Below are 15,931 nucleotides of genomic sequence, written 5' to 3'. Positions count from 1 at the left end.
TTACGCGTACTTCGCCAATTCCAGCTTCGCCACGGCATTGCGGTGCACCTCGTCCGGGCCATCGGCCAGGCGCAGCGTGCGGTTCCCGGCCCACTGGTAAGCGAGTGGAAAATCGTCCGACACGCCGGCCGCGCCGTGGGCCTGGATCGCCCAGTCGAGCACGTCCTGGGCCACGGTCGGCGCCAGCACCTTGATCATCGCGATCTCGGCCTGGGCGCCCTTGTTGCCGACCGTATCCATCATCCAGGCAGCTTTCAGTGTCAGCAGGCGCGCCGTATCGATCCGGATGCGTGCTTCGGCGATGCGCTCGCGCCAGACTCCTTGCTCGGAAATCTTGCGTCCGAACGCTACCCGGCTGTCGAGGCGCCTGCACATCAGCTCCAGGGCGCGCTCGGCCACGCCGATGGCGCGCATGCAGTGATGGATGCGGCCCGGCCCCAGGCGGCCCTGGGCGATCTCGAAGCCGCGGCCTTCGCCCAGCAGCATGTTGGCTGCCGGGACGCGCACGTTGTCGAACAGGAGCTCGCAGTGGCCGTGCGGGGCGTCGTCGTAGCCGAATACGGGCAGCGCACGTTTGTTGGTGATGCCCGGCGTATCGGCCGGGACCAGGATCATCGATTGCTGCTGATGACGCGCGGCGGACGGGTCGGTCTTGCCCATGACGATGAAGATGCTGCAGCGCGGGTCGCCGGCGCCTGAAATCCACCATTTGTGGCCGTTGATGACATAGTCATCCCCGTCGCGCTCGATGCGGGTGGCGATGTTGGTCGCGTCCGAGGAGGCGACGTCCGGCTCGGTCATGGCGAAGGCCGAGCGGATCTCGCCGCGCAGCAGCGGCTCCAGCCATTGCCGCTTGTGCTCTTCCAGGCCGTAGCGTTCCAGGGTTTCCATGTTGCCGGTGTCCGGCGCCGAGCAGTTGAAGACTTCGGGCGCCCAGGCTACACGGCCCATGAGCTCGCACAGCGGCGCATAGTCGAGGTTCGACAGGCCCTCGGGGGCGCGCGGCGATTTCGGCAGGAACAAATTCCACAGGCCCGCATCGCGTGCCAGCGGTTTCAGGCGCTCGACCAGTTCCAGCGGCTGCCAGCGGTTGCCGCGCGCACCGTTCCGGTCGACTTCTTCCTTGAACGCTTTTTCGTTCGGATAGATGTGCTCGTCCATGAAGGCGAGCAGGCGGCCGCGCAAGTCCTTGCAGCGGTCGGAATAGTCGAAATCCATGGTCGTCCTCGTTCTTCTCAAAGGTTCGCGAATTGCCAGGCCATCTCGGCCATCGGACGGGCCCCCTTGCCGTTCTCCAGGGCTTGCGCGCTCGCTGCGGTGCCGTCGACATAGCGTTTCATGATGCCCTGCATGATGCCGGCCAGCCGGAACATGTTGTAGGCAAGATAAAAGTTGAAGTCTTCCGGGCGGATGGTCTTGCCCGTGCGTTCGGAATAGCGCCGGATATAGCTTTCCTGGTCCGGGATGCCGAGGCCGGCCAAGTCGAGTCCGGCGATGCCGCGGAACTTGCCCGGCGGGATGTGCCAGCTCATGCAGTGGTAGGAAAAGTCCGCCAGCGGATGGCCCAGGGTCGACAGTTCCCAGTCGAGCACGGCGAGGATGCGCGGCTCCGTCGGGTGGAAGATGATGTTGTCCAGCCGGAAGTCGCCGTGCGCGATGGACGTATCTTCGCCCGGCGGGATGTTTTTCGGCAGCCATTCGATCAGGCGGTCCATGGCCTCGATCGGCTCGGTTTGCGAGGCCTGGTACTGCTTGGTCCAGCGCTCGATCTGGCGCGCGAAATAATTGCCGGGCTTGCCGTAGTCTTGCAGGCCGATGGCCGCGTAATCGGTCGTATGCAGCTGCGCGATCACCCGGTTCAGCTCGTCGTAGATGGCGCCGCGCTCAGCTGGCGTCATGCCAGGCAGCGATTGCTCCCACAGCACGCGGCCTTCGACGTATTCCATCAGGAAAAACGCGCGGCCGATGACCGCTTCGTCCAGGCACAGGGCGACCTGGCGCGGCACCGGAAAGCCGGCTCCATGCAGGGCGCGCATGACGCGAAACTCGCGGTCGATGGCGTGGGCCGAGGGCAGCAGCTTCGCGGCCGGGCCCGGCTTGGTGCGCAGCACATATTGCTGCTCACCCGCGCGCAGCTTGAAGGTCGGATTCGATTGCCCGCCCTTGAACTGTTCGACCTCGAGCGGGCCGCCGCCATACTCGGCTACGTTGGCGCGCAGCCAGGCCGCCAGGGCCTCGACGTCGAAGCGCTGGCGCTCGGACACCGGCTTGGTTCCCATCATCTCTTCATACACTGGCGTCTCCCCATGTGTTGGTTGTCGACAGATTGTAGCCGAGGAATCAGCGGTAAAGCGAACGACCGTACTTATTTTTTGCCGCCAGGATTACCGCACTCCACGGTATTGCGCGAACAATTGTTCCATGGTCGTGCTACGGGCCTCGGCCTGGAGCGGGGCGGGCGGAACATAGTTGACGAAGCGCACCACCCAGTCGTTCGGCGCGCTGCCGACATCGAGCGCGTTGATGCAGCCGGCGGCCTGGGCCAGGCCACCGAGGAACAGGCGCTGGCCGGTGAGGGCGAGCGACAGGATGGCGCAGTTGACGCCGCCATGCAGCACCAGCAAGGCCGTGTTCCAGCTGGCATCGGCGCGCAGGCGGGCCAGCGCCGGATGTACCCGGTCCATCAGTTCGCCGACCGACTCGCCGCCGAGGAAGCGCTGGCCAGAGTCGACCAGTCCGTCGAAGGCGCCGGTGAAGGCGCGCTTCAGTTCGTCCGCCGGGATGCTGGCCAGGCGCCCGCCGCGGATCTCGGCCAGCTCGGGCCAGGGCTCAGGCTCGATCTGCTGCCCCGTGACCGCCAGCACGCGCGCGGCGGTTTCCCTTGTGCGCGGCAGGCTCGACGTGATGACGCGGTCGAAGCGCAGGCCGGCAGCGGCAAAGGCGGCGCCGGCGGCGTCGGCCTCGGCCCGGCCAGCCTCGTTCAGTGGCACCTGCTCGGGCAGTACCGGCTTGCTGGCGGCGTCGAAATAAGTGACGCTGCCGTGGCGCATCAGGTAAAGGCGGCGACGGGGAGCGGGGTGGTCTGGCAAGGGCATGGTCGGGAATTCCTACGTTTTGTCGGCCTTGTTTATCTTACACGCCCATTCTTTAACGCGGCCTTTCAGCCACAAAATCAGTTCTACCAGTCAATATTCCGCAGTTCTGCCTTAAAATAGTTTTCCATTCGAAAGATTATCCGCAAAGGCTGTCATGGCAAGGCCAGAAAAAGTCCGACTCGGCGAAATCCTCGTCCAGCAGAAGCTGCTGTCCGAAGAGCAGCTCAACCAGGCGCTGGCCGACCAGAAGCGCACCGGACGCAAGCTGGGGCGGGTATTCGTCGAGAATGGATTCGTCACCGAGGAGCAGATTTCGGGTGCGCTGGCGCGCCAGCTGAACATCCCCTACATCAATCTGAAGTTCTACAACATCAGCGACACCCTGGTGCGCCTGCTGCCGGAAACGGCCGCGCGCCGTTTCCGCGCGCTGGTGCTGGAAGAACGGCGGGACGGCCTGCTGGTGGGCGTATCGGACCCGACCGACCTGTTCGCCTACGACGAGATCGCGCGCCTGCTCAAGAAGAACGTCGAGCTGGCGGTCGTCAACGAGACCGAGGTGCTGCACACGATCGACCGCATCTACCGCCGCACCGGCGAGATCACCGACTTCGCACGCGAGGTCGAGGCCGACGTCGGCGACGCCTTCGTCGACTTCGGCGCCATGACGGCCAACCCTGGCCTGGAAGAAGCGCCGGTGGTCAAACTGCTGCAGTCGGTGTTCGACGACGCGACCCAGGTGCGCGCCTCGGACATCCATATCGAGCCGCAGGAAGGGCGCCTGCAGATCCGCTTCCGGATCGACGGCGTGCTGCACCTGCAGACCGAGGCCGACATCAAGATCGCGACGCCCCTGGCCTTGCGCCTGAAACTGATGGCCGACCTGGATATCTCGGAAAAGCGCCTGCCGCAGGACGGGCGCTTCGCCATGAAGGTCAAGAACCAGCGCATCGACGTGCGTATCTCGACCATGCCGACACAGTACGGCGAATCGGTCGTCATGCGGCTGCTGAACCAGGCCGGCAACACGCTGCGCCTGGAGTCGATCGGCATGCCGCGCAAGCTGCTGGAACGCTTCCGCGCCATCGTCGGGCGTCCGAACGGGCTGGTGCTGGTGACCGGCCCCACGGGCAGCGGCAAGACCACCACGCTGTACAGCGCGCTGGCCGAACTGAACTCGGTGGAAAAGAAGCTGATCACCGTCGAAGACCCGGTCGAGTACCGCCTGCAGGGTATCAACCAGGTGCAGGTCAACGAGAAGATCGAGCTGTCGTTCGCGCGCGTGCTGCGCTCGGCCTTGCGCCAGGATCCGGACATCGTGCTCGTCGGCGAGATGCGCGACCAGGAAACCGCCCAGATCGGCCTGCGCGCCGCCATGACCGGCCACCTCGTGTTATCCACCTTGCATACCAACGACGCCGCCTCGACCCCGCTGCGCCTGATGGACATGGGCGTGCCGCGCTACATGGTCGGCGGCTCGCTGCAGGCCGTGCTGGCGCAGCGCCTGGTGCGGGTGATCTGCGAAAGCTGCAGCACCGCCTATCCGCCAACCCCGCCCGAACAGACCTGGCTGCGCGCGGAACTGGGCAATTTCGTCGAACAGGCCCAGTTCTTCCACGGTAAAGGCTGCTCGCATTGCAACGGCACCGGCTACCGCGGACGCACCGGCGTCTACGAACTGCTGGAGATGACGCGCGCGGTGACCGAGGCGTCGAACCATCCGGACCCGAGCCACTTCCTGAAGGTGGCGCACGCGGAAATGAACGGCGAGACGCTGCGCCGCCACGCCGTGCAGCTGGCCGTGCAGGGACGCACGACGATCGGCGAAGCGATGCGCATCAGTAACCAGACTGACGACTGAGTACACGAACGATGCCATTTTTCGCCTATAAAGCCCGCAACGCACGCGGCGAACTGATGCAGGGCGTGCTGGAGGGGCTCGATGCCGGCGCCGTCGCCGACCAGCTGTTCGGCACCGGCGTCACGCCGGTCGAGATCGTCGTCACGCGCAAGACCAGCAGCGGCGGCGGCATGGGCGAATTCTGGCGCCGCCTGCGCGAAAAGAAGGTGACGTCGATGGACGTACAGCTGTTCAGCCGCCAGATGCACACGCTGCTGAAATCGGGCGTGCCGATCATGCGCGGCCTGGCCGGCCTGCAGGAGTCCGCCACCAGTCCGGCTTTCGGACGCGTGATCAAGGACCTGCGCGAGTCGCTCGATTCCGGCCGCGAACTGTCCGCCGCAATGCGGCGCCACCCGGAATGCTTCAGTAATTTCTACCTGTCGATGGTGCGCGTCGGCGAAATGACGGGCCGCCTGGAAGAAGTCTTCCTGCGCCTGTTCGACCACCTGGAGTTCGACCGCGACATGCGCGGACGCGTGAAAAGCGCGCTGCGCTACCCGAGCTTCGTGATGATCGCGATGGTCGCGGCGATGGTCGTCGTCAACCTGTTCGTGATCCCGGCCTTTGCCAAGGTCTTCGCCAGCATGCACGCCACGCTGCCCCTGATGACGCGCATCCTGCTGGCGACCTCGCGCTTCACCGTCGACTACTGGCCGCTGCTGCTCGGCGCCACGGTCGGCGGCTTTTTCGCCTTCCGCTCCTGGACCGGCACCGCGGCCGGCCGCTACAGCTGGGACAAGCGCAAGCTGGGCTTCCCGATCGCCGGCAAGATCATCCTGAAGGCGACGATGGCGCGCTTTGCGCGCAGCTTCGCGCTCTCCATGCGCAGCGGCGTGCCGGTGGTGCAGGTGCTGACGGTGGTGGCGCAGACTGCCGACAACGCCTACCTGTCGGCACGTATCGAGCAGATGCGCGACGGCGTCGAGCGTGGCGAAAGCATCCTGCGGACCTCGACCGCGGCCAACGTCTTCACCCCGATCGTGCTGCAGATGATCGCCGTCGGCGAAGAAACCGGTTCGCTCGACGACCTGATGGACGAAATCGCCCTGATGTACGAGCGCGAAGTCGACTACGAACTCAAGACCTTATCAGCCCAGATCGAACCGATCCTGATCGTCTTCCTGGGCGTGATGGTGCTGGTCATGGCGCTCGGTATCTTCCTGCCGATCTGGGACCTGGGCAAGGCGGCCCTGCAGCGATGACCACGACTGGCATGGCAGCGCGGGGTGGGCGCCGCCAGGGCGGGGCGACGCGGCTGGAACTGGCTGTCGGCGCCGTGCTGACGGCGCTACTGGCCGGAATGTTGTTGGAACGCCTCACCACCTACCAGGCCGAAACCGAGCGTGTTGCTGCAAAACAACTGATTGGATCCTTGAGGACAGCCCTCGCCATGCGTTCGGCCGAGGCCGCGGCACATGGCGGCAAGGAGCTTTTAATGACACTTGCACATCAAAACCCGATGCGCTGGCTACAGAAGGCACCGGAAAACTACCTGGGTGAGTACTATTCCGCGCCGAGAGAGGGTTTACCGGCGGGAAATTGGTATTTTGACCGCAGCGCCGAGACACTTGTTTATCTACCGTCGGCACATAAAAGTTTTTCCACGGGGATACAAAAAGTTCTGATCTTCAAGGTAGAATTGTTGGGCGGGCTTGATCCGGGCGCAGCAAACGGATCGAGGGCAGCAGGCATTGGCCTGGTGCTCGATCAGATCGACGGTCAAGCCCTGGCCTTTAACAACACTGCGGTCTTGAAACCGCGTCTACACTTCTCGGAGAAAAATTAAATGAACAAGAGCATCAAAGGGCAGCAAGGCGGTTTCACCCTGATCGAACTGATCGTCGTCATCGTCATCCTGGGCATCCTGGCCGCCACCGCGCTGCCGCGCTTTGCCTCCCTGGGCGGCGAAGCGCGCCTGGCCAGCCTGAATGCTGCCAAAGGTGCTCTCTCCGCGACCTCGGCCATGACCCACGGTAAAGTCCTGATGGCGCCTGCAAGCACCAGCATCGCAATCGAAGGCGTCAACGTCACCATGACCGCGGCTTCGGGCTACCCGGCCGTCACCACCCAGGCCCAGGCGACCGCCATGGCCGAAGCGTCGGGCCTGACCGCCGCCGACTACACCGTCTTCACCCAGGGCTCGGGCACCAACCGTCCGACCGTGGGCGCGGACGCCATGGCAGTTGTCCCGAACAGCATCGTGGGAACCCCGACCGCCGCCACCTGCTTCGCACTGTACACCGCCGCCATGACGCGTGACTCCGCACCGGTCTACACCGTCGGCACCGGCGCCGACAACGCCGCACGCGTGCGCAACTGCGAGTAATCCCTTCAGCTTGATACCCGTGGCCGGCCTGCATCGACGACGAAGCTGTCGCGCACCCGGCCACGGCGGCGTGTCCGCCCCCGTCTCCGTTCCCCTTCGCCACCGCGGCTTCACCATGGTGGAACTGATCGTCGTCCTGGTCCTCGTCGGCATCGTCTCGACGGTCGCCGTCTCGCGCTTTTTCGAGCGCTCCAGCTTCGATGCCGCCGCCTGGACCGACCAGGTCAAGTCGATGCTGCGCCAGGCGCAGAAAATCGCCGTCGCCCAGAACCGTCCCGTCTTCGTCCTCCTCGCGCCCGACCGCGTTGCGCTGTGCTTCAGCGCGCAGAACGCCTGCCCGCCGGCGCAGCGCGTGGCCGCGCCGGGCGGCGCCAACAGCATGTCGAGCGCCACCCGCAGCGCCTGCGGCGCCGACGGCTGGCTGTGCGAAGGCGCGCCCGCGGGCATCGTGATGAGCGTTCCGCCCGCCGCCATCCGTTTCGACGGCCTGGGCCGCGCCAGTGCCGGCGCTGGCCTGCCGGGCAGGTTGACCATCGGCGTCAAGGGCGACGCGCTGACAAGCTCGATCGGCATCGAAACGGAGACCGGTTATGTCGATTGACAGAGCTCGCCAGGCCGGCGTGACCCTGATCGAACTGATCCTGTTCATGGTGATCGTCGCGATTGCGCTCGGAGGCATTCTCGCGGTGATGAGTTTTACCACCGCCAACAGCAGCGACCCGCTGCGCCGCAAGCAGGCCCTGATGATCGCCGAAGGCTTGCTGGAAGAAGTGCGGCTGGCCGGCTTCACCTTCTGCGATCCGCGCTCGGACAATGCCGACAGCGCGCAAAGCAGCGCCGCCTGCACCGTCGGCGAAGCCTTCGGCAACGAAGCGCCCGCGATGCGCCCCTTCGACAACGTCAACGATTACGTGGCCGCCGCCAACACCCCGGCCTCGCCCTTCAGCGACAACAACGGCGCCTTGCTCGACGCCCTCGGCCGCCCCCTCGGCGTCGCCGGCTACAGCGCGACCGTCTCGATCACGCCCGACCGGCTGGGCGACATCGCGCCCGCGGCCGGCGCCGGCGCCGACGCCGACGCCGACGCGCTGCGCATCCGCGTCACGGTCAGCTTCGACGGCGGCGATCCGGTGGTGCTGGACGGTTACCGCGCGCGCTATGCGCCGGTCCCAGGGGGGCAGTGATGCCGCGCCCGATGCCCGGAGCGCCCGCGCGGCGGCGCCATGCGCGCGGCTTCACCCTGGTCGAGATGGTCATTGCGATCGTCATCCTCGGCATCATCGGCGCCATCGTCGCCGTCTTCCTGCGCGCGCCGCTGCTGGGCTATGTCGACACCGTCGCGCGCGCCGAGGCCAGCGATGAAGCCGACCTGGCGCTGCGCCGCATGGCGCGCGAAATCCGCCTGGCCCTGCCCAACAGCGTGCGCGTCAGCCCGAACGGCGACGCCATCGAATTCCTGCTCACGACCACCGGCGGGCGCTACCTCGCCGTGGAAGACGAGGCGACGACCGGCACGCCGCTCGACTTCGTCGGCAACAACACCAGCTTTAGCGTGGTGGGCGGCCTGCAGGCGGACGTGCTGCCCGGCCAGTTCGTCGTCGTCTACAACCTCGGCCCCGGCATGGCGCCGGCCGACGCCTATGCCTTGAATGCACCCGGCATGGAACGCAATATCGCCCAGGTGCGCGAGCGTGCGGAGCGCGGGGCGGGCGAGATCGTGCTGGTCGATAACCCCTTCGGCAACCGCGACGAGCCGATGCCCTCGCCGGGGCGCCGCTTCCAGGTCGTCGACGGCCCGGTCAGCTATCGCTGCGAGGCCGAGGGCGGCGCTTTCGTACTGCGCCGCCATGCCGGCTATCCGGTCGCGCTCGACATGCAGGAGCGTCCCGTGGGCGGCACCAACGCCGTGCTGGCGCGCCGCGTTGCCGCCTGCGCCGACATTTTCCGCTACGGCGTCGGCGAAGACGAATTGCGCCGCAGTGCGCTCGTCATCCTGGCGCTGGCCCTGCATACGCGCAGCAGCGGCGATGCGGCCGAGCGCACCATTCGCCTGGTGCACCAGGTTCACGTGGACAACACACCATGACGCATTCTCCTGTCGCACACAGCTGCGGGCCGGCTCGCTGCCTGTCTATTCCGGGCCGCCGCAGCGCCGGCGCCGGGCTGGTAACGGCGATCTTCCTGCTGGTGGTGCTGGCCGGCCTCGCGGCGGCGCTGGTGAGCGTATTCACAGCCCAGCGCCAGGGCGTGCTGCTCGACGAGCAGGGCGCGCGCGCCTACCAGGCGGCGCGGGCCGGCATCGAGTGGGGGCTGTTCCAGCGCCTGCGCGGGAGCGGCTGCGCGCCCGGGACGATCCACCCGGTCGTCCTGTCCGGCGAAGTGCTGGGCGGCTTTTCCGTCGGCGTCACCTGTACCCGCGTCAACGGCCCGGAATCGACCGACCCCACTGTCGACCTCGACCGCTGGATCATCCGCTCGGTCGCCTGCGCACCCGCCGCTGCCGGCGCCTGCCCGGAAGGCTCGGCCAGCCCGGACTACGTGCGGCGCGTGATGGAGGTGCAGATTTGAGGCCCGTGAACCTGAACCGGCCGGCGCGCCTCGCGCTGCAGGCCTGGTCGATGCTGGTCCTGTTCTGCGCCTTCCTTTGCGGTGCGCGCGCCGACACGCCGATCGCGCTGTGGAAGTCGTTCGACGGCCGGGTCAACTTCACCGGCACCCAGGTCACGCTGCGCACCGGAAGCAATACCGACGATCGTGGCAACAACGGCAAGGGCAACGACAAGAACAAGATCAATCCCTGCACGGTCACGGCGTCGAGCACCAACCGCAGCGCGACGCTGACGCTGCCGGCGAACGCCACCGTCCTCTCGGCCCAGTTGTACTGGGCCGGTTCCGGCGCCAGCGACAGCACCGTCAGCTTCGAGCAGGTCAACGTGACCGCGAGCCGCAAATATACGTCCGGGACGGTCGGCGGCGGCTACAACTATTTCGGCGGCGCCGCCGACGTGACGGCCGTGGTGAAGGCCAAGGGCAGCGGCACCTACAATTTTTCAGGCCTGACCGTCGATACCAGGGACCCGTGGTGCACCTCGCAGGGTGTGCTCGGCGGCTTTTCACTGCTGGTTGTCTATTCGCATGCCTCGCAGCCGGAGCGCGTGCTGAACATCTACGAGGGCTTCCAGTTCCTGCAAAACAGCGAAGTGGTCGTCAACGCCAACAATTTCCGCTGGAACCAGACCCTGCTTGCGGTCGAGGAACGCGCACGCATCGGCCTCATCACCTGGGAAGGCGACCCGACGCTGGCGGCAAACGGCGAGCGTCTGCTGTTTGAAGGCAAGGAGCTGAGCGATGCGCTGAACCCCGCGGGCAACCAGTTCAACTCGCGCAGCAACATCAACAACGACAGCGCCTCCTACGGAATCGACTTCGATGCCTACGACACCACCGTCGTGCTGTCTTACCTGGACGATGCGGTCGTCACGACCAGGTACCGCACGGGCCAGGATCTGGTGCTGTTGAACGCCGAAATCCTGCTGGTGCCGACCATCGCGGTGTCCGACCTGTCGATCGCGCTGACGCGCGCAGGCGCGCTCCAGGTCGGCAGGCAAACCGAGTACACGCTGACGGTCAGGAATAACGGACCCTACACCGAGGCCGGTCCGATCACCGTCACCAGCACGCTACCGGCCGGCATGAGCTACGTGTCCGGCAGCGGTAGCGGCTGGACTTGCACCGCCAACGGCGCCAACGGGACCTGCACGTACACGGGAGCGATCGCGCCGGGCACGAATGCCGCGCCGCTGGTGGTCAAGGCCCTGGTCACAAGCCAGGGCGAAAAAACCAGCAAGGCGACGGTGACCGGCACGGGCGACGACAATGCCGCCAACAATTCGGCCTTCGACACTGCCACGGCGACCGGCCGCGACGACGCGAGCAACCCGCCACCGGTGACGAGCGACCCGTTTATCTTTACCGACAGCATGTGCACGCCAGGCATCGCCATCGGCGCACCCGGGCAGGGGTGCAAGCTCTACAGTGCATCGACGACCGGCGGCGCCGCCGCGACCATCCACATCACGGCGACTTCCGCCGGGGTGCCGGCCGTGCGCAGCACGAGTGCGGCGACCAGCGCATCGATGCAATTCGCGCTCGAGTGCGGCAACCCGGCGGCCGGCACGGTCGGGTCGACGTATGCCGGCGCCACGATTCCCGCCTGCGCGGCGACCGGCCAGGCGCCGGCCTGGTCAGGCGCCGTCAACGTGGTGTTCCCGCCAAACAAGGCGTCGGTGCCGCAGGAGTTCATGTACAGGGATATCGGCCAGATCCGGCTCAGGATGCTGGAACGCGGCAACACCAGTTTGACCGAAGAATTCGTCAGTGCGCCGAAGCAGATCGTGTTCAAGAGCATCCGCCACGGCGTCGTCCCGAATCCCGGCAACACGACGCCGCGCAGCACCGGTTTCGCGCCGGCCGGCGCCCGCCTGACGCTCGAGATCGGCGCGCTCCTGGCCGACAACACCAGCTATGCGCCGAACTTCGGCAACGAGAAGGCGCCGCCGCTGATCGTGCTGGGCATCGCCCCGCACCCGGGGGTGAGCCTGAAAAGCCAGGGCGTCTTCATCGAAAACGACAGCGCTGCCCGCAGCTGGAAGGACGGCATCATGCGCGCCGAGGCATCGTGGAGCGAGGTTGGCGCGATCGACTTCACGACCGCCCTGGCCGATCCCGCCGCCCCCGCCGACGCCGCCCGCAACAACCGCTACCTCGGCGTGGCCGTCGACGGCCAGGCGGCGCCGGTCGGGCGCTTCTACCCGGCCTATTTCAACACGATCGTCACCGGTCCGTTCCATTGCCCGGCGAGCCTGCCGGCCGATATCGCCTGCCCGCGCGACGATCGCGGCGCCGTCTTTTCGCTGCAAGCCTTCGACATCACGGTCGAGGCCTACAACGCCAACAACGAGCGGCTGAAAAACTTTACCGGCGACTGGTTCAGGACCGTCACCCTGCAGGCCGTGCAGACGCGGGGTGGCGCGCCGCTCGCAGTCAACCTGCTGCCGAACGTCGGCGCGACGGCCGTGTCCATCGACGCTACCCGGAACGAGACCGACGCCGCGACCGGCAGCCAAGCCGACGTGATGAGGACCACGGCGCGCTACCGGCTCCCGGTCGGCTATTCGGCCGACAAGCCACGCGCGACCGATGCCAGCAACCCGACGGCGGTATTCGTGCGCGCCACGGCGAGCGAAACCAGGGGCGAGGGCGCCACGGTGGTGAGCTCGCTGCGCCTTGGCGAAGCGTCGGAGGAGGGCGGCCTGCTGGTCTTGAACGGCCGCCTGAAGCTGCCGAACGCGCTCGGCACCGACCTGCTGCGCACGCCGCTGGGATTACGGGCCGAATACTGGGCCGGCGCGGCGCGCGGCTGGCTGCCCACGCCGGAATACGCCGACGCGGCGGGCGCCTCCGCCAGCCTGGCCCATTTCGTGGCCTGTTCGCCCAAGTTCGCCGGCAAGGCCACGCCCTGCGACATGGCCGTGGTCGGCGCGTCGACGCCGCAGCAGGTGCTCATCAACCGCGGCGCCGGGGTGTTGTGGCTGCGCGCGCCGGGCAAGCTGCCCAACGGCGCCAGCCGCAGCGGCTTCATGACCCTGCAGTTCCGGGGCTGGGACTGGCTGCCAAGTACGCTTGGCCGGGTAAGTTTCGGTAGCCACCGCAGCCCCGTCATCTACGTGCGCGAAATGTATTTTTGAACGCTCCCGGCGCGCCGCGGCCGGTGTCGCAAATTGGTCGTGGAATGCCTCCGATTTTTTCAATGTTTGCGTCAATCTTGAATATAATCAAGTTTTTATGGTCATTACATTGACCCGTCGCTTCACTCGCGCTTCACTGAATATCGGTCCGCATGCGTTTTTTTAAAAAAGCAAAGAAAAGGGAAGGCTGGCTCGCCATTGCGCTGCAAAGCGACGGCCTTGCCGCCATCAGCATGCAGACCGCGCCCGACATGCGTCCCCAGGTGCGCCAGGCCGTGTTCTATCCCGGCACCAAGCATGCCGAACTGCTGGCGCAGGCGGGACGCGAGCTGCACGCCCATGCCTACCGTTCGATCACCGTGCTCTCGCATGGCGAATACCAGATCCTGTCGGTCGACGCGCCGAACGTCGCCGCCGACGAACTCAAGACGGCAGTGCGCTGGCGCCTGAAGGACATGCTCGACTTCCATGTGGACGACGCCACCATCGACGTGCTCGACTTGCCGGTCGACCCGCAGGCGGCCGTGCGCGCCCAGCATTCGATGTTCGCCATCGCCGCACGCAACAGCACCATCGAGGGACGCCAGAAGCTGTTCACGGCGGCGAAGGTCGAGCTGGCCGTGATCGATATCCCCGAGATCGCCCAGCGCAATATTTCGGCCCTGGTCGAGCCGCCGGGACGTGGCGTGGCGATGCTCTCCTTCGGCGGCAAGGGCGGCCTGCTGACCGTGTCGTTCAAGGGCGAACTGTATCTGGCGCGCCGCATCGACCTCGGGCTCGACCAGTTGCTGGACCCGGACGTCGAGCGCCGCAACGCCAGCTTCGACCGCATCACGCTCGAACTGCAGCGCTCGCTCGACAACTTCGAGCGCCAGTATTCCTTCATCAGCGTCGCGAAGCTGGTGCTGGCGCCTTCCAGCATCGAAGGACTCGACGCCTACCTGTCGAGCAACCTGTACACGCCGGTCGATACCCTCGACCTGGCGAGCGTGTTCGACTTCGAACGCACGCCCGAGCTGCTCGCGCCGCTGCAGCAGCAGCGTTTCCTGGTGCCCCTGGGCGCGGCCTTGCGCCATGAGGAGACGGCGCTGTGAGCCAGCAGATCAACCTGTTCAACCCGGTCTTCCTGCAGCAGAAGAAGATTTTTTCGGCGCGCACGATGGCCGTCTCGCTGGCCGCCATCGGCCTCGGCGTGCTGGCGCTCGGGCTGTACGCCGGCACGCGGGTGGCGGCCATGCAAACCCAGGCCGAGGCCGGCGCGGCCCAGCTGGCCAAAACCGAGGCGCGCCTGGCCAGCGTCAAGACCGATTTCGCGCCGCGCCAGAAAGATCCGGCGATCGACGCCGAACTGGCCGAGGCGCAGCGCCAGCTGGCCGCGCTGCGCCAGGTGTCGAACGTGCTCGAACGCGGAGAGCTGGGCAATACCCGCGGCTATGCCGAATACTTCCGCGCACTGGCGCGCCAGCACGTCGACGGCTTGTGGCTGACCGGCGTGACTATCGCTAATAGCGGCGGCAGCGGCGGCGGCGAGATCGGCGTACGCGGGCGCGCGCTCGACCCGGGCCGCGTGCCCGGCTACCTGAACCGCCTGACGCGCGAGCCTGTCATGCAGGGCAAGAGCTTCGGCAGCATGCACATCACTGGCGCGCCGGCGGCGAACACAGCGCCGGCGGGTGCGGCGGCGGGTGCGGCCCCCGCCTGGGTGGAATTCAGCCTGTCGTCCGGCGCGGAGGCGCCCAAGCCATGAAAAACACCTTCCTCCGGCTGGCGGCCCGCATCGACGCGCTCAGCTTGCGCGAACGCGTCATGCTGTTTGCCGCCTGCGCGGCCGGCATCGTGTTCCTGGCCTGGTTCTTCAGCTTCCAGCCGATGTTCGCGAAACAGCAAGCCTTGCGCAACCAGATCGTGCAGCAGCAAAACAATATCGAAGGCATCGACAACGAAGTGCGCGCCCGGGTCGAGGCGGCCCAGGTCGACCCCGACGCCCCGGCGCGCGCGCAGCTGGCCGCGGCGCGCGGCCAGACCGAGGCGCTGGCCCTCAGCCTGCGCGCGATGCAGAACGGCCTGGTGGCGCCGGAACGCATGGCGCCGCTTGTCGAAACCATCCTGCGCGCCCACGGCCGGCTGCAGCTGGTGTCGATGCGCACGCTGGCGGTCGAGCCGGTCGGCGTCGCGGCAGGCACAGCGCCGGCCACGCCGCCTGCGGGCGCCGTCCCGGGCGCGGCTGTTGCTGCGGCGCCGGCGCCGGCGCCGCTGCTGTATCGCCACGGCATCGAGGTGACCGTGCGCGGCAATTACCTGGACATGATCGGGTACATGGCGGGGCTCGAATCGATGCCGACGCAACTCTTCTGGGGCCGGGCCCAGCTGGAAGCGGAAACCTGGCCCAGCTCGCGCCTGACGCTGACCCTGCATACCCTGAGCCTGGACGCGAAATGGATGAAACTGTGAGGACCCTTGCCACGCGGTGTGCGCTGCTGTCGGCGCTCCTGCTGCCGTGGGCCGGCGCCGGCGCCCAGCCGCTGCAGGATCCGACCCGGCCGCCGGCCAGCCTGAGCCCGCGCCTGGAGGGCGGCTCTGCTGCAGCTGCGGCGCCGGAGAAACGGGGGCCGCAGCTGCAGTCGGTGCTGATCGCGCGCCAGCCGGGGGGACGCCATATTGCCGTCATCGATGGCGAGACCCTGCGCCTGGGCGACCTGTACCAGGGCGCCCGCGTCGCGCGCATTGCACAAAACGAGGTGGAACTGGTGCGCGGACGGGCGCGCCAGGTGCTCACCCTGGATGGACCGGCAACCGGCAAGGCGGGCGGCATCGCACGCGCACGGTCCGCGCAACAGATCCCACTGACGGATACAAATTGACG

At 66.9% G+C, this 15,931-nt stretch carries 16 protein-coding genes; 13 read left to right on the top strand and 3 right to left on the bottom strand.

Going from position 1 to position 15,931, the window contains the following annotated elements; genetic code table 11:
* The 3 genes from AC56KZ_RS02050 to AC56KZ_RS02040 all read right to left on the bottom strand — a co-directional run bounded on the left by AC56KZ_RS02050 (window position 1) and on the right by AC56KZ_RS02040 (window position 3,089).
* A complete protein-coding gene (locus tag AC56KZ_RS02050) occupies window positions 1–1,218 on the bottom strand; it encodes an acyl-CoA dehydrogenase family protein (protein WP_497160466.1) in 1,218 nt (405 codons plus the stop codon).
* Window positions 1,219–1,235: 17 nt separating this feature from the next.
* Entirely contained in the window at window positions 1,236–2,279 is a 1,044-nt protein-coding gene (locus AC56KZ_RS02045) for a phosphotransferase family protein (RefSeq protein WP_497161201.1), read from the bottom strand.
* A gap of 105 nt (window positions 2,280–2,384) precedes the next feature.
* The gene (locus AC56KZ_RS02040) at window positions 2,385–3,089 is read right to left on the bottom strand and encodes a histidine phosphatase family protein (RefSeq protein ID WP_497161200.1); all 705 of its coding nucleotides are present in this window, start codon (window positions 3,087–3,089) and stop codon (window positions 2,385–2,387) included.
* A gap of 160 nt (window positions 3,090–3,249) precedes the next feature.
* Between AC56KZ_RS02040 and AC56KZ_RS02035 the strand changes: the two genes are divergently transcribed.
* From AC56KZ_RS02035 to AC56KZ_RS01975, 13 genes are all read left to right on the top strand, one after another.
* Complete coding sequence (locus tag AC56KZ_RS02035) at window positions 3,250–4,953, top strand: GspE/PulE family protein (protein ID WP_497160465.1); 1,704 nt, start codon at window positions 3,250–3,252, stop codon at window positions 4,951–4,953.
* Window positions 4,954–4,964: 11 nt separating this feature from the next.
* Complete coding sequence (locus AC56KZ_RS02030) at window positions 4,965–6,197, top strand: type II secretion system F family protein (RefSeq protein ID WP_497160464.1); 1,233 nt, start codon at window positions 4,965–4,967, stop codon at window positions 6,195–6,197.
* Window positions 6,194–6,781, top strand: a complete 588-nt coding sequence (locus tag AC56KZ_RS02025; protein WP_497160463.1) for a type II secretion system protein — start codon at window positions 6,194–6,196, stop codon at window positions 6,779–6,781. The genes AC56KZ_RS02030 and AC56KZ_RS02025 overlap by 4 nt, the downstream gene beginning before the upstream one ends.
* Window positions 6,782–7,321, top strand: coding sequence for a type II secretion system protein (locus tag AC56KZ_RS02020; RefSeq protein ID WP_497160462.1), 540 nt, complete (start codon window positions 6,782–6,784; stop codon window positions 7,319–7,321).
* A gap of 70 nt (window positions 7,322–7,391) precedes the next feature.
* Window positions 7,392–7,922 carry a prepilin-type N-terminal cleavage/methylation domain-containing protein gene (locus AC56KZ_RS02015; RefSeq protein ID WP_497160461.1) on the top strand — a complete coding sequence of 177 codons (531 nt, stop codon included), beginning with the start codon at window positions 7,392–7,394 and terminating at the stop codon, window positions 7,920–7,922.
* Window positions 7,912–8,505: a prepilin-type N-terminal cleavage/methylation domain-containing protein gene (locus AC56KZ_RS02010; RefSeq protein WP_497160460.1), complete on the top strand. Its 594-nt coding sequence runs from the start codon at window positions 7,912–7,914 to the stop codon at window positions 8,503–8,505. The genes AC56KZ_RS02015 and AC56KZ_RS02010 overlap by 11 nt, the downstream gene beginning before the upstream one ends.
* Window positions 8,505–9,407: a PulJ/GspJ family protein gene (locus AC56KZ_RS02005; protein WP_497160459.1), complete on the top strand. Its 903-nt coding sequence runs from the start codon at window positions 8,505–8,507 to the stop codon at window positions 9,405–9,407. Before AC56KZ_RS02010 ends, AC56KZ_RS02005 begins: the two co-directional genes overlap by 1 nt.
* The gene (locus AC56KZ_RS02000; RefSeq protein ID WP_497160458.1) at window positions 9,404–9,889 is read left to right on the top strand and encodes an agglutinin biogenesis protein MshP; all 486 of its coding nucleotides are present in this window, start codon (window positions 9,404–9,406) and stop codon (window positions 9,887–9,889) included. The genes AC56KZ_RS02005 and AC56KZ_RS02000 overlap by 4 nt, the downstream gene beginning before the upstream one ends.
* A gap of 5 nt (window positions 9,890–9,894) precedes the next feature.
* On the top strand, window positions 9,895–13,068 hold the full coding sequence (locus tag AC56KZ_RS01995; protein WP_497161199.1) for a DUF3344 domain-containing protein: 3,174 nt from the start codon (window positions 9,895–9,897) through the stop codon (window positions 13,066–13,068).
* Window positions 13,069–13,220: 152 nt separating this feature from the next.
* Window positions 13,221–14,162 carry a type IV pilus biogenesis protein PilM gene (pilM, locus tag AC56KZ_RS01990; protein WP_497160457.1) on the top strand — a complete coding sequence of 314 codons (942 nt, stop codon included), beginning with the start codon at window positions 13,221–13,223 and terminating at the stop codon, window positions 14,160–14,162.
* Window positions 14,159–14,815, top strand: a complete 657-nt coding sequence (locus AC56KZ_RS01985; RefSeq protein ID WP_497160456.1) for a hypothetical protein — start codon at window positions 14,159–14,161, stop codon at window positions 14,813–14,815. Before pilM ends, AC56KZ_RS01985 begins: the two co-directional genes overlap by 4 nt.
* The gene (locus tag AC56KZ_RS01980; RefSeq protein ID WP_497160455.1) at window positions 14,812–15,519 is read left to right on the top strand and encodes a hypothetical protein; all 708 of its coding nucleotides are present in this window, start codon (window positions 14,812–14,814) and stop codon (window positions 15,517–15,519) included. Before AC56KZ_RS01985 ends, AC56KZ_RS01980 begins: the two co-directional genes overlap by 4 nt.
* Window positions 15,516–15,929 carry a hypothetical protein gene (locus tag AC56KZ_RS01975; protein WP_497160454.1) on the top strand — a complete coding sequence of 138 codons (414 nt, stop codon included), beginning with the start codon at window positions 15,516–15,518 and terminating at the stop codon, window positions 15,927–15,929. The genes AC56KZ_RS01980 and AC56KZ_RS01975 overlap by 4 nt, the downstream gene beginning before the upstream one ends.
* The last annotated feature ends 2 nt before the right edge of the window (window positions 15,930–15,931 follow it).

Source organism: Telluria sp. LT2P34, from assembly GCF_059685915.1.
This window is presented reverse-complemented; position numbering and strand designations above follow the sequence as displayed.